Source organism: Streptomyces roseolilacinus, assembly GCF_014649335.1.
Taxonomy (GTDB): Bacteria; Actinomycetota; Actinomycetes; order Streptomycetales; family Streptomycetaceae; genus Streptomyces; species Streptomyces roseolilacinus.
In genome coordinates this window covers 425310-442383 of sequence record NZ_BMSV01000005.1, presented here as the reverse complement: position 1 = coordinate 442383, position 17074 = coordinate 425310, and the positions used below count along the sequence as shown (strand labels likewise).

At 71.8% G+C, this 17074-nt stretch carries 15 protein-coding genes and 1 pseudogene; 8 read left to right on the top strand and 8 right to left on the bottom strand.

What is annotated here, in order from left to right; genetic code table 11:
• Window positions 1-351 precede the first annotated feature (351 nt).
• The 3 genes from IE106_RS14790 to IE106_RS14780 are packed head-to-tail and all read left to right on the top strand — an operon-like array spanning window position 352 to window position 2830.
• The gene (locus IE106_RS14790; RefSeq protein WP_189533940.1) at window positions 352-1155 is read left to right on the top strand and encodes an alpha/beta fold hydrolase; all 804 of its coding nucleotides are present in this window, start codon (window positions 352-354) and stop codon (window positions 1153-1155) included.
• Window positions 1155-2504, top strand: a complete 1350-nt coding sequence (locus tag IE106_RS14785; protein WP_189533938.1) for a PP2C family protein-serine/threonine phosphatase — start codon at window positions 1155-1157, stop codon at window positions 2502-2504. The genes IE106_RS14790 and IE106_RS14785 overlap by 1 nt, the downstream gene beginning before the upstream one ends.
• Window positions 2501-2830 (top strand): STAS domain-containing protein, encoded by a 330-nt coding sequence (locus IE106_RS14780; protein ID WP_189533936.1) that lies wholly within the window; start codon window positions 2501-2503, stop codon window positions 2828-2830. The genes IE106_RS14785 and IE106_RS14780 overlap by 4 nt, the downstream gene beginning before the upstream one ends.
• Before the next feature lie 126 nt (window positions 2831-2956).
• Here the strand turns inward: IE106_RS14780 and IE106_RS30340 are convergent.
• A pseudogene (locus IE106_RS30340) lies at window positions 2957-3685 on the bottom strand (hypothetical protein); the annotation flags it as partial.
• Between the two features lie 741 nt (window positions 3686-4426).
• Between IE106_RS30340 and IE106_RS14775 the strand changes: the two are divergent.
• On the top strand, window positions 4427-4594 hold the full coding sequence (locus IE106_RS14775) for a hypothetical protein (protein ID WP_189533934.1): 168 nt from the start codon (window positions 4427-4429) through the stop codon (window positions 4592-4594).
• A gap of 970 nt (window positions 4595-5564) precedes the next feature.
• Window positions 5565-6140 carry a tellurite resistance TerB family protein gene (locus IE106_RS14770; RefSeq protein WP_189533931.1) on the top strand — a complete coding sequence of 192 codons (576 nt, stop codon included), beginning with the start codon at window positions 5565-5567 and terminating at the stop codon, window positions 6138-6140.
• A 289-nt stretch (window positions 6141-6429) separates the two neighbouring features.
• Here IE106_RS14770 and IE106_RS14765 read toward each other — a convergent pair whose 3' ends face one another.
• Window positions 6430-7629, bottom strand: coding sequence for a barstar family protein (locus IE106_RS14765; RefSeq protein ID WP_189533929.1), 1200 nt, complete (start codon window positions 7627-7629; stop codon window positions 6430-6432).
• Between the two features lie 135 nt (window positions 7630-7764).
• Entirely contained in the window at window positions 7765-8709 is a 945-nt protein-coding gene (locus IE106_RS14760; protein WP_189533927.1) for an aminoglycoside phosphotransferase family protein, read from the bottom strand.
• A gap of 427 nt (window positions 8710-9136) precedes the next feature.
• Between IE106_RS14760 and IE106_RS14755 the strand changes: the two genes are divergently transcribed.
• Window positions 9137-9415: a hypothetical protein gene (locus IE106_RS14755; RefSeq protein WP_189533925.1), complete on the top strand. Its 279-nt coding sequence runs from the start codon at window positions 9137-9139 to the stop codon at window positions 9413-9415.
• 226 nt (window positions 9416-9641) lie between these two features.
• On the opposite strand, the gene IE106_RS14750 is transcribed toward IE106_RS14755, so the two are convergent.
• Complete coding sequence (locus IE106_RS14750) at window positions 9642-10238, bottom strand: DinB family protein (RefSeq protein ID WP_189533923.1); 597 nt, start codon at window positions 10236-10238, stop codon at window positions 9642-9644.
• Window positions 10239-10949: 711 nt separating this feature from the next.
• On the opposite strand from IE106_RS14750, the gene IE106_RS14745 reads away from it, so the two are divergent.
• Window positions 10950-11186 carry a DUF397 domain-containing protein gene (locus IE106_RS14745; RefSeq protein WP_189533921.1) on the top strand — a complete coding sequence of 79 codons (237 nt, stop codon included), beginning with the start codon at window positions 10950-10952 and terminating at the stop codon, window positions 11184-11186.
• Window positions 11187-11397: 211 nt separating this feature from the next.
• Window positions 11398-12219: a helix-turn-helix domain-containing protein gene (locus IE106_RS14740; protein WP_229840428.1), complete on the top strand. Its 822-nt coding sequence runs from the start codon at window positions 11398-11400 to the stop codon at window positions 12217-12219.
• Between the two features lie 45 nt (window positions 12220-12264).
• Here the strand turns inward: IE106_RS14740 and IE106_RS14735 are convergent, their stop codons facing one another.
• From IE106_RS14735 to IE106_RS14720, 4 genes are all read right to left on the bottom strand, one after another.
• Window positions 12265-13080 carry an SAM-dependent methyltransferase gene (locus IE106_RS14735; RefSeq protein ID WP_189533917.1) on the bottom strand — a complete coding sequence of 272 codons (816 nt, stop codon included), beginning with the start codon at window positions 13078-13080 and terminating at the stop codon, window positions 12265-12267.
• A gap of 84 nt (window positions 13081-13164) precedes the next feature.
• Window positions 13165-13629: a DEAD/DEAH box helicase family protein gene (locus IE106_RS14730; RefSeq protein ID WP_189533915.1), complete on the bottom strand. Its 465-nt coding sequence runs from the start codon at window positions 13627-13629 to the stop codon at window positions 13165-13167.
• Window positions 13630-13752: 123 nt separating this feature from the next.
• Window positions 13753-14850: a helix-turn-helix domain-containing protein gene (locus IE106_RS14725; RefSeq protein WP_189533913.1), complete on the bottom strand. Its 1098-nt coding sequence runs from the start codon at window positions 14848-14850 to the stop codon at window positions 13753-13755.
• Between the two features lie 947 nt (window positions 14851-15797).
• Window positions 15798-17015, bottom strand: a complete 1218-nt coding sequence (locus IE106_RS14720; protein ID WP_189533911.1) for a serine hydrolase domain-containing protein — start codon at window positions 17013-17015, stop codon at window positions 15798-15800.
• Window positions 17016-17074 lie beyond the last annotated feature (59 nt).

The following is a 17074-nucleotide window of genomic DNA, read 5'->3' as shown; positions in this document are numbered from 1 at the left end:
GGCTCCTCGTCCTCTCCGATCGGGGCGGCCCGGGGTTCTTCCCACGAATTCGGAAAACCCCCGGTGAGGGGTGCCCCACCGTGCGTAGCGGCACGACCGGACACTCCGCGAAAACCTGCACGGAACCTTCGCACACGCGAAGGGAAAACATCCGAGCCCTCTCGGATTCCGGCACGTACGAGGGCATCCGGGGTCTTTCCGCACCGCGGGGCCGACCGGCGTTTTTCGTGGTCCTCCTCCCCGGAAAAGAGCGCCTCCGCGAGGCCGGAGAGGGATCTGCGGCAGGTGCCGCCGGTCACATCAGGACGGCTGGAGTCCGGATGGGCCGCCCCGGGTGCGAGGATGGTCGGTATGGACATCTGCAGCAGGAACAACGTGACGGTGACCGGCCGCCCGGACGGGCCGGCAGTCGTCCTGGCTCACGGGTTCGGCTGCGACCAGAACATGTGGCGCCTGATCGTGCCGGCCCTGGCCGACCGCTACCGCGTGGTGCTCTTCGACTACGTCGGCTCCGGCGGCTCGGACCTGTCCTCCTGGAACGAGGAGCGCTACGCGACGCTGGACGGCTACGCCCAGGACGTGGTGGACGTCTGCGACGAGCTGGACCTCGAGCGGGCGGTGTTCGTGGGGCACTCGGTCAGCGCCATGGTCGGCGTGCTGGCGGCGAAAGCGGCCCCGGAACGGATCGGGGCGCTGGTGATGGTGGCTCCCTCCCCCTGCTACATCGACGACGACGGTTACCGCGGCGGATTCACCGCGGAGGACATCGACGAGCTGCTGGCGTCGCTGGAGTCGAACTACCTGGGCTGGTCCTCCGCGATGGCCCCGGTGATCATGGGCAACCCGGAGCGGCCCGAACTCGGACAGGAGCTGACCAACAGCTTCTGCGCGACCGATCCCGACATCGCGCGGGTCTTCGCCCGTACCACCTTCCTGTCCGACAGCCGCCGGGACCTGAAGGACGTGCGCGTCCCGACGCTGGTGCTGGAGTGCGCCCAGGACGTCATCGCCCCCCGCGAGGTCGGCGCGTTCGTGCACGCCGCGATCCCCTCCTCCCGTCTGGTCACCTTGAACGCCACCGGCCACTGCCCTCAGCTGAGCGCCCCGGAGGCCACCGGGGAAGCGATCCAGGAGTTCCTGGAGTCGTTGCAGTGATGTGCGGCATAAACCAGGACCCCGAGCCCTCGGGGACCGGGGACGGGACCGGGACCGGGACCAACGCGGTGTTCACCGCACTGCTGGAGGACAGCGTCGAGGAACTGTACGAGTCGGCGCCCTGCGGGTACCTGTCGACGCTGATGGACGGCACCATCGCCAAGATCAACACCACGTTGCTGGGCTGGCTCGGCATGGACCGCGAGACGGTGGTGGGCCGGCTGCGCTTCGCCGACCTGCTCACCGTCGGCGGCAAGCTGTACCACGAGACGCACTTCGCGCCGCTGCTGCGGATGCGGGGCGAGATCAGCGGCATCGCCCTGGAGATGAAGGTCACCGGCGGCGGCCGGCTGCCGGTGCTGATCTCCTCCGTGGTCAAGCACGGCAGCGAGGGCGAGCCCCTGCTGATCCGCACCACCGTCTTCGACGCCTCCGACCGCCGCACGTACGAAGAGGAGCTCCTGCGCCGCAAGCAGGAAGCCGAGCAGGCGCGGGCCGAAGCCGAACGGGCGCGGGCGGAGGCGGAACAGGCGCGTCGGCAGGCCGAGGCCGACCGGGCGCAGCTGGCCGACGCCCTGGCCGTGTTGCAGCAGTCGCTGCTCCCGGCATCGCTGCCGCTCGTACCCGGGCTGGAGACGGCCGTCCACTACCACACGGCCTCCGCCAACCGGCTGGGCGGCGACTTCTACGACCTGTTCCCCATCGACGACACCCGCTGGGGATTCTTCCTCGGGGACGTGTGCGGCAAAGGGCCCGAGGCCGCGGCCCTGACCTCCCTGACCCGCTACACCCTGCGCGCCGCCGCCTTCCACGACCCCGAACCGGCCGTCGCGCTGACCACGCTGAACTCCGTCCTGCACGATCGGTACACCGCCACCGGGGACCCCCGCTACTGCACCGCCGTCTTCGGCATCGTCGAACCCGGTGCCGAGCACGACCAGGCCACCGTCCGCCTCGCCTCCGGCGGGCATCCGCCGGCCCTGATCGTGCGGGCCGGGGGGCAGGTGGACTCCCTGCCCACTCCGGGCGGCATGCTCGTCGGTGTCCTGCCCACCGCGCCCTTCACCACCGCCGAGGCCACCCTGGCGGCCGGTGACACCCTCCTGCTCTACACCGACGGCCTGACCGAGGCACGCACCGGTCCCACCCGTAAGAACCTGTACGGCGAAGAGGCCCTGTACGCGTTCGTCGCCGCCCGCGCCCCCTCCGCCCCCCAGGAAGTGATCACCGCGTTGACCGGGCTGCTGGGCAGCTTCGGCGACGGCCTCGACGACGACACCGCCCTGCTCGCCTTCGGCGTGCCCGCCGCCCGCCCCCACACCCTCCCGGCAACCGATCACCTCCGATGAGCCCGCTGACGATCACCGGCCGAGACACCACCACCGGACCCGTGGTGGAAGTCGTCGGCGACCTCGACTACGCCCATGCCACCGCCCTGCGCCAGCAGGTCGAACGCCTCACCCTGCGACCGGGCCAACGCCTGGTCGTCGACCTGGCCAGCCTGGAGTTCTGCGACTCCAGCGGCATCACCGCACTCCTCGCCGCCCGCCAGCACGCCCAGGCGGCCGGGGCCGACATCGTCCTGTCCGGCGTCCCCACCAACACCCTGCGCGTCCTGACCATCGTCGGTCTCGACCGGGTCTTCACCATCCGGCCCGACGCCGCCACCGCCTGAGCCACCAGCCGGATCCTCCGCTTCGGCGGACCGGGCCGCAGGTGCTCCCGGGGACGGGGCGGGGCCGGGTCTCGGAGCCTTCCGCGGACCGGGCCGGAAGCAGACCCCGTACGCACGCCGTGCGGGGTCTTCGAGGATCTCGCGCAGCCACGGGCTGCGGACGGCCGGCAGCCGGACCAGGGTGCGCCGGAAGACCCCTGGGTCGACCCGGAACGAGTCGTGGACACTCGGGATGGGCGGATCGTCGCGGAGGACGCCGTCGGGCACGAGGGCCGACGCGGGGACGGGAAGTCGCGGCTCCGGGAGGACCAGCCGGAACCACACCCCGAACGGCAGGGGAACCGGGTACGCCGGGGCGGTCTGTCCGGCCGGGGCCCAGACCTCCCCGGTCTGCGGATGGACCGGTACGAGGAGGATGGCGGCGTCCGCGTCGGGGGCGGGCAGCCCCGGCCCCGCGAGGACGGCCCGCCGCGCCGGTGGACCCTCGGGAAGCAGGCCGTCGAGTACGCGCCGGAACACCTCCGCGGCCGGGCCGTCCGGGACCGTCACCGGGCTGCCTTCCGAGGCCACCAGCAGGTGGGCGAGCGCATGCCCGGCCGCAGCCTCCCACTGCGGGCTCCAGGACCACCGGTCACTCGCCCCGGCCGGCGATCCCCACGAGGTGATCGGTTCGAACGGGGACGCCCCCCTCCCCCCCGCCATCAGCTCCGCCCAGGACAGCGGTCCGGCGTCGGCGCCGTCCACGGGGAGGCGGCGTACGGCGTCCGGGGCGAGCCACACCGCCTGCCGGAGCGAGCAGTCGTCGATCCGGCTCGCCACCGGCACGCCACACGCCTCACATGCCATGTTGGGCCCGGCGCGAGGGCGCTCCTCTCCCGGCCCCGGGTCCGGTCATCCGGCGAAGGCCCCTCGGAAACACCCTCACGACGCCGGCGGCGGCGGCCCGAGGAAAACCAGCCTCAGGGAAAGCGCGACCCGGGAAATCGCAGGAACCCCGACAGGGGAAATCTCTGTCGGCGGGCCACCGATTCCCTGCCCCGCCTCCGGGGGACCGGCCGATCCCGTGAAGCGGAAAGTCCGACCACCGCGGACGAAACAGGGAACGGACCAGCGTGCAGCGCTCCGGCTGCCCGGCCACCCCCGGCGAAAAATCCTTCGCGAAAGCAAAGTCGGCCGTGACCGTCCGGCGGCGAGCGATGCGCTGCACGGCGGAATCTTGAGGCACACCCGAACGGCTTCCGACGTCGTGCGTCCCTCCACGAAACAGCCGTGTCGGACAGAAGCACCCTTCCCGCCGCCCGCCCCGCCCGGTTCAACGGGGCACCCCACCACCTCGCCCACGAATTCTCACGATCCCCCTCGGCCTCCCGGAAACGCCGGTGACGCGTCGGCACCTCCGGCGGCCCTTTCCCGAACGTCCTGTCCGACGGATCGGCCGGGCGCCGATGAGGCCCGGCCCGTAAGCGGGCCCCTTCCCGTCACCGTCCGCAAGGAGGCGTCCTCGAGGCCTTTCGCGCGGTGGTGAAGGATCCGGGTCTGAGGGAGGGATACGGGGGCACACGAGCGGCACCACAACGAGGAATGGGGTGCTGACACATGCTGGGTATGGCCGCGGCGGTACTGTTCGCCATCGCCTTTCTGATCAACGCGACCGAACTCACGACGAACGCCGTGTTCTCGTCCGGGAACATCATGCTCCTCGGCCTGGCGGCACTCGCGCTGCACGTGGCGGGAATCGGATCCAACCGGGTCCGCCGCCGCTGACGAGCCGAAACCCCCCGGGGCGCGATGACACCGGCAACCGGTCGTCACCGCGCCCCGCTTCTCATCCGACGGATGCCTCAACTCCCTGTCTCAGAAGGAGAAGAGGGGGTACACGGCGAGCATGGCATCGAAGAAGACCAAGCCCCTGGCCCCCTGGGCCGTGCGCCAACTGCGACGGATCCGATCGATGTACGCGGCCGGAGCCGCCCTGTGGGGATTGGGGGCCCTCCTGGAAGCGTCGGAACGCCCCGGAAGCCGACAGATGTGGGTGTTCGTGCTTCTTCTGGTCATCTTCGCAAGTCTGCTGGCCGCCACGTTCGCACTCCTTCGGCGCCACGAGACCGCCACTCGCTTTCCTCTGTCCGCAACTCTTCGGGAGTCACGATGACCTGGATGCCGGAAACCGCCGCCGACGCCCTGACGGGCCCGATATGGACGCACCTGCTGGTGATGGCTCTGGCCGTACTCGTCCTGGTCTACAGCCTGTCCAGGCACAGGCGCTGATCCGACCCGGCCGGCAGCCGGCTGTGGACCGCCGGTGACACGGAACCGGACCGGCCCGTGCCGCCCGGCCCCTCTCCCCCAGCCCCTCTCCCCGCGCGACGCGCACTCCCCGGCGTCTCGCCTCCGCGTTCCCCGCCGAACCTCTCGCGGAGCGGTCCCGCCCCGGCACACGACGGGATCTCCCGGATCGCCGAGCCCCTCCCGCATCGAAGGCCCCACCGGGAACAACCGCGGCGCCCACACCGGATGACGCCGCAGGCGCGGAGCGGAGGGCCCCGCCACACGCGCGGCAGTCCGCTCGGGCAGTGTGATCGGCCCCGCCACCCGCCCCCGAGCAGCCACTTTTACGGAATCTTTGCCGTAGGGGAACCTGTCCGCCTCCGGGCGCGTTCACCTGATGGACCGCGAGGAAGCGCGTCCGACGACCAGGACCGGACAGACAGCAGCAGAAGCCGAGGTGGCACCAGTGGCGATGTGGGACCGGATCAAGGACCAGGCCAAGAACCTCCAGCAGTCCCAGAGCGCCCGGGGGTCGGGCGGGCACGGGCTTCCCGGGCAGGGGCAGCACGGTGGCCACGGCTCGGGGCAGGCTTCCGGCGGATCCAAGGCCCAGTTGGTCGGGCTGCTCAAGTCCCAGCTCGCCTCGGTCAAGACCGAGCTCAAGAGCGGTGCCTACCGGGACGCCAGCATGGCGATGTGCGCGCTGGTGGCCGCGGCCGACGGACAGGTGGAGCCGGCGGAGCGGCAGCGCGTGGAGGAGCTGATCCTCTCCAACGAAGTCCTGCAGAACTTCCCGGCGGACCAGCTCCGCCAGCGGTTCAACCACCACGTCGACAGGCTCGTCGCCAATTTCGAACTGGGCAAGGCCGAGGTGCTGCAGGAGATCTCCAAGGCCGCCAAGAAACCGGCGGAAGCCCGCGCGGTCATCCAGACCGGCATCGTCGTCGCCGGCGCCGACGGGTACTTCGAGCCGTCCGAGCAGTACGCGGTCCGTGAAGCCTGCACCGCCCTCGGCATCTCCCCCGCGGAGTTCGGCATCTGAGCCGCCCCTTCCGCAGCCCGCCCCGCCGGACGGCGGGCCCGTACCGCCTCGGGTGGGGGCCGGTGACGAGTGACCGCCGGAAGCACCGGAGGGCCGTACGGTCCGTCGGTGCTTCCTCCCTCTCCCCTTCCGCCCGACCGACGCACGGACTTCGGCCGACGGCGCCGTTCCCCCTCTCGGCGGGGACGGCGCCGCTGCCCCGCCACGCGCCTGGGGCAGTCTCCCGACCAGCCGTCCTCCAACTCCCGGGCCTCCCCCTCCGGTCGACGGGTCGCCCCAGGAGGACGCCTCAGCGCAGCACCACCGTGACGCCCATCCGCTCCAGGAACGGCACCACCGCGTCGAAGTAACTCACGTCGCCGTCCGTGTCCACGCTGACGCCCACCAGTGCCTGCCGGGCCACGTCCGCGTCGCGCCACACGAGCGTGAAGGGCACGCGGGAAGCCTCGCCCCGGCAGGAGCAGCCGCGCAGCGCGTTCCAGCACTGGTGCCACCGGTACCCGGGGCCGTGGACCGCCTCGCCGATCGCGCAGTGCAGACCCGGGACGTCGGTGACGTACCGCCCGTCCAGCTCGCACACCGTGCCGGGCTCCTCGGGGCCCCGGCTCACCTCTGTGAACTGCAGCCACTCGCCGCGCCCCTCGGTCGTGAACCGCGCCCACACGTTGCGCTCCCGGGGCGGGCCCTCGTGCCAGACCTCCCACACGGGCCGGGCCGCGGGTGGGGAGGGCAGACGGCCGAAGAGGCCGTGCTTGAGCGTCACGTCGATCAGCGCACCGCCCAGCACAGAGGGGCGGCACTCGTCGACGTCCGCCGTGATGTGCTCCTGGACCACGGTCGGCCGGCCCGCACGGTCCAGGAGCCAGAACTCCATGTGGTCGCCCCCGCCGCCGGGTTCGGCCATCCGGCGCACCATCCGCGGTGAGGGCTCGCAGCCGATGAGCCGTACGGGCCGGCGGGCGGGCTCCGGCCGGCGGCCGTACAGGCCCGCCACCCGGCGGCAGCGCCCGAGGACGCCGCCGCCGGCCCCGTTCAGGAGGGTGACGTCCGCCCTCTCGGGCTCCTCGTGGTAGGAGAGCGGCGCGGCGGTGACCACGCACTCGACGACCAGGTCGAGGAGGGCGGGGTCCTGCGCGCAGGGCCTGCTGTCGATGACGACGACGTCGTCGAGCTCACAGGAGTCGTAGGGGACGTACGCGTCCTCGGCGTCCAGGTCGCCCACGTCGAGGCCCAGTGCGCCGAAGGGAACGGGCGACGCGTCCCTCACGCACCGCTCGGCGGCCTTGAGGAGCCGTCCGGTGGGCGCGCAGCCGAGGAGGGTCAGCCGCTCCCGGAACGCGGCCCGGTCCACGAACAGCCCGTCGGCGTCGGCGCATCGTGCCCACACCGTCTGCTCGCCGTCCCACTCGCTCCTGACGAGTGCGAAGCGCAGCGGCAGATCCCGCTCCCAGACGACCTCGTGCAGCGAGCCGTCCTCCCAGTCGCCCACGGCGTGCCTCCCTCTCCGGCCTGCGGCGGCCGGGTCGATCATAGGTCCGGGGGGCGGCCCGAGTCGGTCTGCGCCCCCGGATGCCGCTTCCGCCCGGAACGGTGTGCCCGGTGGAGGTCGCCGGCGAGTGTTGCCTCAGTCGCCCAGGAGCGCGTGGGCGATGGCGGTCTGCGACGCGTCGAGTGTGGTGGCGCCGTCCTTGATGTCCCAGAGACCGTTCTGGAGGACGCGGGCGAGGGTCCAGGCGGTGGCCCGTCCGCGGTCGAGGCCCAGCACCTCGGTCATGAGGTGGAAGCGGTGCCGTACGGCGGCGGAGACGTCCGCGGCGCGGGTGATGTCGTCCCAGCGGTTGCGCAGGGCGGGCAGGAGCTCGAAGCCGGGGTCACCGGCGAGGGGCTTGGGGTCGATGGCGATCCAGTCGGCCCGCCCGTACGCCGGCGAACCGGGCAGAGGGGCGAGGACGTTGGCGTAGTGGAGGTCCCAGTGCAGGAGGCGGTCGCCGGGTTCGTCCAGCACCTCCCGCATCGCGGCGGCGCAGGTGGTGAGGAGGCGCCGCTCGTCCGGGTCGGTCAGGCGGTCCACGCTGCCGGGGAGCCGGTCGAGCATGGCGTGCGCCAGGTCGGCCAGTCGCGGCAGGCCGGGCGGGGCCGGGGTCGCGACCAGGTGGGCGAGGAGTTCCGACAGGTCCTGCAAGGCCCGCGTGCCGTCCGGGACCGCTTCCAACGAGCGGGAGCCGTCGAGGCGTTCCAGGAGCATGGTGCCGGTGGCGGGGTCGTGGTCCAGCAGGTCGACGACGCGGTGGGTGCTCCAGGTGCGCAGGGCGAGGGGCTCACCGCGGGTCTCCTCGTCCACGGGTTGCAGCTTGAGGACGGCAGGTGTTCCGTCCGGTCGCAGGACCGGGAGGACCAGTGCGACGACTCCGTGCGCGGCGGGGCCGTCGGGCTTGAGGTCCCAGCGCTCCAGGAACTGCTCGGCCAGGGCCGGCAGTCCGTGGATCCACGTCCGCCAGGCGTCCCCGGTCAGCGACGTGGCCAGCGCGGTGGGGACCTGGACCCGGCGGTCTGCCCGGCTGGTGGTCATCGCACCCCCGTCGAATTCTCGCCGGCCCCCGTCCGGATGGGGGCTCGAAGCTGCCTGCCGTACTCCCCCGCGAGGGGGCCTCCGCCGGCCCCGGGGGGCTTCGGCGACCTGCGTCTGCGTGTCGCCCTCGTCGACCGCCTCGTCCCCCACGGTACCGCCGTCGAAACGGGCACCGGACCGTACCCCCGGGCGCCGTCCGCACCGCGCGTCCCCTTCCGGCACGCCGCCGTCCCGCCGGTGTCCGGGGAGACCGGAAGGCACCCTGGAGCGGCGACCGGAGCACGGCGGGGGCCGGCGGCCGGGACCGGACGGCGGTTCCCCGAGGCGAGCCGAAGGTACCCTTCCTTCCACCGGTTCGACGGGCCCTCGGCCTCCCGACCGGGTCGGCTCCCGTGTGGGGGCCGCGTCGTGGTCGTGCGGAGGGGTCGTGGAACTGCTCGAGGTCCTGGACGAGGCCGTGGCCGTCCTGAAGGCCCCTCTGGGGGAGGACGACCGGGAACAGGGCTGGACCGACGGGCTTCGGAGAGAGGTCCAGGAGGAGATCTCCGTCCGCCGCTCGGTGCTGCGCCGCCACGGACCGGACGTGATGCGGCGCCTGCGGCCGCGTTTCGACGAGTGGCTGGAGCACGAGGGCGTGCGGCCGGGTCGGCTTCAGCGCCTGGTGTCGGACGTGCAGCGGCGGCTCGTGGACGCGCCCGCCCCGTGAGGGGGCGCGTCCGCCGTACCGGCCGGTCCGAGACGGCAGCCCGGTCACGCGCCCGACCCGCACGGTGTCCGCTCCCCCTCGACTACGGGGACAGCACACCGCCCGACGCGTGAGCGGCCGCGTAGGGCGCCACGGCCGGCAGGCCGTCCGCGCTGCGGGGTGGCCGCACGGGTCACGGCCCTCGAAGAGGTACCACGACCGGCGCGTTCCCCACGGGCTCCCGCCGTCAGTGTGCGTCCTTCGGCCGGTGGCCGGTGGGTTCGGCCTGACTCGGGGGCAGGCCGCTGACCCGTTGCAGGCGGAGTTGGCCGATCTCCGCGACGTTCTTCATCAGTTCGGCGTTCACCCAGGCGACCATGTGGGCGACGGTGTACCCGGGGTCGTTCGGCCACGGGAACGGAGCCACGGCGTCCAGGTCCGCACCGGTGAACCGGTCCATCGCCACCAGCCAGTCCTCACGCAGGCCGCACAGCCACTCGACGGTCGGCTCCCCCGCGCCCGGCCAGGCGACGTCACTCCGCTCCCGGGGCGTCCTGCCGTGGGCGTGGTCGACGGCCACGCCCCACCACCAGCCGATGTGCCAGCTCAGCCAGCCGATGGTCGGTACGGGAACGGGATCGGGTTCTGTCTCCGCCCAGTCCGCCACCCACGTCCCGTCGTCCGCTCGGCGCACCGTCCAGCAGTGGGCCACGGGCTCCCACAGGTAGTCGTCGGGTTCGAGCCGCTCCAGGTGGTACTCGAACAGCGACCAGGTCAGGTCGAACTGCCAGCGCAGCAGGTCCCGTGCGTACCGGGGGGCGGAGTCGTCTCGGGGAACAGTCACCGGCCGACCCTGGCACAGCCCCCGCGTCCCGGTGAAGCGATTATGCGGAGATCCCGTTCCCCCACGGATTTCCCCCACGGATTCGAGCCGGTGCGTCGGTGCGTCACCGCTGCACCGCGTCGGGCCGTGTCCTGTGCGTCCTGCTGGACGGTCACCTCGCCGTCAGCACCGGCCCGAACCACACCACGCTGATCGCATCCGACCTCAGCCGGGTCGTGGCCGCCCGCCACTCCGAGGACCGCCGCCCCTCCCGGGACCTCGCCCCGGGCGACGGCTTCGCCGCCTCCCTCAGCGTCCCGGCTGCCGTGACGGCCTTCCCGGTTCCGCCGACGGGGGTGGCGCTCCGGGGAGTACCGAATCCACCCCGTGTCTCGGAGGGGAGGGCGGATCGTCGTGCGGTCGATCCGGCGGTGAGAGCGCTCAGTTCGAGCCTCCTTGTCCCCTCACTCGTTCGAGAGCTTCGAACCGGCCATTCACACGCGTGTCCGTACTGAGCGGTACGCCCGTCGCCGGCCCCGTCCGCCACGGGTACACCACCTGATCGCGTCGCCGCTGCTCACGCTCCCGCGAGGTGTTCCCTTCGAATGGGTCGGTCGCTTCGCGTGGCCGAGAGTAGCGTCTTCCACCCACCTTGCCGTGCAATTGCATCTGAGATTGCGCATGCTGATCGCGGGACGGGAACGACTGATGCCAGAGCGAGGGGAACGTGCGATGAAGGACGTCGAGAACGGCGTTGCGGCCGACCTGATCCAGGGAGTCACCTGGAAGAAGAGCAGGCACAGCAATGGTTCGGGAAATTGCGCGGAGATCGCGGCCCTGCCGGGAGGGGGCATGGCGATCAGGAACTCCCGCTACCCAGACGGGCCGGCGCTGGTCTACACCCGCGGGGAGGTGGAGGCGTTCTTCGCCGGGATCAAGGACGGCGAGTTCGATTTCGTAGTCGACTGAAAACCGGCCAGGAAGTAGATCATCCGTTTCGGCTGCTCCCCGCAGCGGGATACTGACGCCTCGTATCGATACGCGCGAAGGGAGTCCGCACATGGGAGCAGCCGAACCGACCCGGTCCTCTCCGCCCCCCATACGGCCGGCCGCGTGGCCGCCTGAGCGGCGCAAGCCGCTGGTGGGTCCGCTGGGACGGGTCGAGGAACACCCCACCGCCGTGAGGCTGATCGTGGGCCACAAGCTCCGCCGCCTGCGGGAGCAGGCGCAGTTGCTCCCGCGGGACGTGGAACGGCTGCTGGGGATCTCGAAGTTCCGGACCAGCCGCGTGGAGACGGGCCAGGCGGCGTGCCGGGACGCCGAGGCGCTGAGACTGCTGGAGCTGTACCGGGTCGACGACCCCGAGCACGTCGACGAGTTCATGGCCCTGGTGGGTCTTTGCCACCGGCCGGAGTGGTGGAAGGCGTGGAACGACGTCGCGGCGGACTTCTTCCAGCCGCTCCTGGCCCTGGAAGGGGCCGCTGAACGCATCCGCACCTACGAGCACTTCTACGTGCCCGGCCTGCTGCAGACCCCCGACTACGCACGCGCCGTCATCCGGCTGGAGCATCCGGACCTGCTGCCCAGCGAGGTCGATCGGCGCGCCGAGCTGCGCAACGCGCGCAAGCAGCACCTGTGGGAGTCGGACGGGCCCGTCCTGTGGGCCATCGTCGACGAGTCGGTCCTCCGGCGCGACTTCGGTGATCCCGCCGCCCTGCGCGCCCAGATCGAGTACCTGATCAGCTGCGGGGACCACCCCGGCATCGTCCTGCAGATCGCGCGGATGGCCGCGACGCAGCAGGTGCCGCTGGGCAACAACGTCACGCACCTGAAGTTCGCCCGGTCCGACCTGGCCAGCTCCGTCTACATCGAGCACCTGATCGGTTCGGTGTTCAGCCAGGACCCCCAGCACGTCCAGAAGTACCAGATGCAGCTGGACCGGCTGGCGGCGTGCGCCCTCACCCCCGAGCAGTCACTCGAGGAGATGAAGGGCCTGCTGTGACCGCCCTCGTGCCGCCCCCGGCGGTGGTGAACCGTGCCGGGGGCGTCACGGCACGATGCCCACGCCCCCCCACTCCTTCCATTCGAAGGTCTTCTGCCTGGGGGCGAGGTCGTTGTCCGGGAGCCACGTGGAGACTTCGACGAGCCCGGGCGGGTCGATGATGTCGAGGCCCTGGAAGTAGGCGCGGACTTCGCCCTCCTCGCGTACCCGGCCCCAGTTCCCGTGGGTGGTGCGGTGCATGAAGTCGGTGACGAAGGCGCGCACGTGGGAGTGCTCGCTGACGAGCTGGCAGATGACCAGGCAGCTTCCGGGGGCGAGCCTGCGCATCACGTCGCGGACCAGCCCCGCGGGGTCGTCCTCGTCCGGGAGGCAGTGCAGCACCGAGACGAACAGGGCGGCGACCGGCCGTGAGAGGTCGATGAGCCGGCGCGTCTCCGGGTGTTCGAAGATGTGGTCGGTGTCCCGCATGTCGGCCTGGACGACCGCCGTGTGCTTGTTCGTCGCGAGCAGGGCGCGTCCGTGGGCGAGCACGATCGGGTCGTTGTCGATGTAGACGACGGAGGCCTCGGGGTGGACGCGCTGGGCGACTTCGTGCACGTTGTCCCGGGTGGGAAGGCCGGAGCCGTGGTCGATGAACTGGTCGATGCCCCGTTCTTCGGCCAGGTAGCGCACGACGCGCCGGAGGAAGAGCCTGTTGTTCAGGGCGAGCTCGCGCGTGCTGGGCACCTCGGTGAGGAGGATCTCGCACGCCTTTCTGTCCGAGTCGTAGTTGTCCTCGCCACCCAGCAGGTAGTCGTACATGCGCGCGACACTGGGGGTGGTGACGTCGATGTCCTGCGGGCTCAGCGGTTCCCCGTGCATCCAGACCTCGCCACGTCGATCGATTGGGGTTTCGGCATGAAAGAGGGCCCATGCTAGGGAGGCGGTCAGGGGCTGGGACAGGCCTCAGGCGGATCCACTCGTTTCACGGAAGGTGTTTCGGTCAGGATTCGGCGCGGTCGCGCTGACGCGGCGGTGCGGGTCGGCCGTTCCCGCGGCCGTGCGGGCCGCGGTGCGCAGGTGGACGGTCACGGCGGCTTCGTCCAGTCCCATGACGGCTGCGATCTTCGCCATGGGGAAGTGGAGCTCGTCGCGCAGGAGCACGGCGTCCGCGACGGGGGCCGGCAGCGGGGCGCTCCGGTCGTCCCCGGCGGCACGGTTCACCCAGCGGCGGAGCACTCGCCAGGCGACGGCTGAGGGGCGCGCGCTGCTGAGGACGAACGGCCAGATGGTGACCAGTTCGCCCAGGGCGCCCTCGACGCAGGCCCGTGCGATCGCAACGTCCCGCAGGCGCTGCGCGGCGTACCGGTGGTAGGCGTTCTGGTGGAGCAGGCAGAAGGCGGTGTACTCGGCCGGGAGGGAGATCGTCACGACGCGGTGTGAGGGTGGTTGGCCGAGATCCGGTTCGCCTGTCCGGTCATGTGCTAAGCGGATCGGAGGCATGGCGTGTCGTCCTCGGATGCGGAGCAGGACGGCTCCTGGGGGGACGGGGCGTCATTCGTCCGGGTGGACGACGTGGTCGGGCAGCGGGCCGTCGTACGGCGGGATCCTCAGGCGGACGAGGAAGGCGTAGTCGACGTCCTCCCACAGTCCTCGCAGGTCTCCCGGCGGGGCGTGCAGGGCCGTCAGCAGCGCGCTCGTCGTCTCCCAGGAGGGCACCACGCGTCCGGTGAGGACGTTCTCGATCGTGCCGATCCCGAGCAGGCCGGCGCTCGCCTCGGCGATGCGCTCGTACGGCGGGCAGCCGGCCGACAGGTACGTGCCGCGCAGCGCCCCGGCGAGGCGTGCCGCCGCTTCGCGCAGTGGCGGTCTGGTCGGCCGGGCGAGACCCTGGCCGGCTTCCCACAGCGGCCGCAGGTCCGCGGGATCGGCTCCGAACGTCTCGGCCAGGAGCCGCACGGCCGTCCACGTGGGCAGCCGCTCGCCGGACAGGATCCTGGACACGTACGACGGTGACAGACCCGTCTTCTCGGCGACGTCCTTGATGGGCAGGGGGGTGTGCCGGTGGAGGAACGACAGCGCGGAGGCGATCCTCCGCGCGGCGCGCCGCGCGGTCCGGGTGTCGCCGGGTGCGGGGACCTCGACGTGCGCGAGGATCTCGGGGCGGGCCTCGGGCGGTGCCGGGGCCCGGCCGGGTCGCGCGGACCGCTCCTGCGCCCGGTTGCGGAGGAGGCGCTCGACGGCCGCTTCGCCCCAGCGCGCCCGGACGGTCGAACGGCTCTGGCACGCCGCCCGGGCCACCTCGTCCCAGTCGGTTCCCCGGGAGCGGGCGTCGTTGACCGCCGCGGCGGCGTAGTGGTCCAGTTCGGCGCTGATGCGGCGCACCTGGGCGAGGAGTTCGGCGAGGTCCTCGTGCGCGTGCTCCAGTTCCAGGAGGCGCGTCACCGCGGCCTGCAGGTCCTGGGCGATGCTCAGCGCCGTGGGGAAGTGGTGCCCGGGTTGTCGTACGCCGCCTTCCCGGCGCCGCCGGCGCTGGGCACGGCGCTGGCAGCGCCGGTCGCAGTAGGCGCGTGGCCGGCCGGGCCCCGTCGTCCGCGTGAGGGGTGCCCGGCAGTACAGGCAGGTCGTCGGGGTCGGGGATGTGTTGCCCATGGTCCTCCCTCGGGGTTTCGCCCCGCGCAGGTGCCCGGACCCTGCTCACCCCAGGGGGGAGACGATCGGTCGGCTGGCTTGTGGCCGGCTTTCGGACCGTGCGCGACCGGCGGCCGGTGGTGCTCTGCCGGTGTCGACGACGGACGTGGATCACGGTCGCCGTCCCGCGGGCGCCGGGTGGGCGACGGCGGGAACGGCGTCCTAGTCGTTCTGCCGGACGGGCGTCACGAGGGCCGTCGGCGGCACCGACGGTCCTGTGAACGCCGTGAAAGGCCGCGTGACAACCCAGGCACGGCGTCCGTGCGAACCGCCTGCTCCCTTGCCACGGTCAGGGATCGCCGGCCTCCTCGGGGGGAGTGCCGAAACGACATGGCCTTCCATAAGGGACCTCCTTTGACAAGTAGGGCGGTCGGCAGGAGGGTTCGGGCGCCGGTCGACGGCCAAGCGGTCCCGTGCCTTCCTCTTTGTGCGGATGAACGTACCGCCTCGATTCACCCCTTCGCCACGCGAGTGGACGTTAATCCGAAATCCCGTTCCGGCCGGTCCCTATTGAATCTCGAACGGGAATGCCGCAATCGGCACCCTCACGCGCACCAACTTCCGCCAATCGATCGCTTTCGATCGAATTCATGCCGCCTTCGCGTGAGCTTTTTCGTTTCGGTTTCCCTTCCTTCTCTCACCGGTTCCTCATGTGTCGTAGCACGAAGAACGTGACAGGGTTCTCGGACTGTGCTATTGCGAGCTGCAATTTCAGCACCTTGACGAGGCGTCACACGCCCGTCCCCGAGGACGTCCTGCCGCACGCCTCCGGGAAGGACCGGCGGAAGCGGTGATGCCGAGTGCCGTCACCACCGGCACGCTCCTCCCGGCGGTGACCCCGTGCCGAGGCGGAGCCCCCGGCCCTCACGCGGCCGGTGGGCTCCGCGGCGGGAACCGGCTCGCAGGTGCTACCGGCGGGTGAGGGCGTCGGAGAGCCGCCGTGCCGGAGCGGACGACGTGCCGGTCGGGACCTTGCCGCAGAACTCCGCCTCGATCACGTCGACGTAGAGCGATCCGTCCCGCAGCCAGTCGCCGTTGGCGTTGAACGTCAGTTGGTGCCTCCCGTCCCGCGTGCCGACCATCGCGGACAGGGAGCCGTTCGTACGGCCGCTCTTGCCCACCACCTTCACGCCGCAGGACAGCTCCGCGAACTCGACCCCGAGCCCGTATCCGAGCCCCCCGCCCGCCGGCACCTCGTCGAGCATCTGCCTCAGCTGCGCGGGGGGCAGCAACCCGCCGCGCAGCAGCGCGCGGTGGAAGCGGTTGAGGTCGCCGCTGGTGGAGATGACGTCGCCGGCGGCGCCCAGCCAGGTCATGTTCTGCTCGGTGGCGTCGTGGATCTCGGCGTCGGGTGCGTCCTGGTGGAGCCGGGAGTAGGCGACCGGGTGCGGCTTCGGCATCTGCGGCGACGTGCCGGGGAACGACGTCCCGCGGAGGCCCAGCGGCCGGATGACGCGGCGGGTGACCTCCTGGTCGTACGGACGGCCCGTCACCTTCTCGATGACCATCCCGGCGATCACGAAGTTGGTGTTCGAGTACTGCGGCTTCCTCTGCGGGTCGGGGTGCGGCGGGTACGTGAGGGCGATCGCCACCAGTTCCTCGGGCGTGTGGGTGTCGTACCGGTGCTCCGGGAAGCCGGGACCGGAGGCGTTGTGCGCGAAGGCGGGATCGTCGGTGTGGTTGGCGATGCCACTGGTGTGGTTGAGGAGTTGGCGCAGGGTGACCTCGGTGCCGTCGTACCCGTTGCCCCGCAGCAGGCCGGGCAGCCAGGTCTCGACGGTGTCGTCCAGGCTCAGTCTCCCCTCCGCGTCCAACTGGAGCAGGACGGTCGCGATGAACGTCTTGGTGATGCTGGCCCCGCGGAAGTGGTCGCCGGCCGACCGCTTGCGGCCCGTGGCCGTGTCCCCGTGACCGGCCGTGGCCGACCACCTCACGCCGCCGTCCTGGACCTGGGCGGCCGCTCCGGGCAGTCCGCCCTTCTCGACCAGGTCACGCAGTGCGGTACGGGTCGCTTCGTGTCCGCCTCCCGATCCCGTCGCGTGCGCGGACGGGGCGAGCGTGGCCGCTCCCACGGCGACGGCGAGCGCCAGGGCGAGTGAGGCGGTGCGTACGGACCGCTGTTCCATGGGTGAGACCTCCGGGTCACCGGGGGGCCGGGTGTGCCCCCTGTGGCGGGAGGGACGCC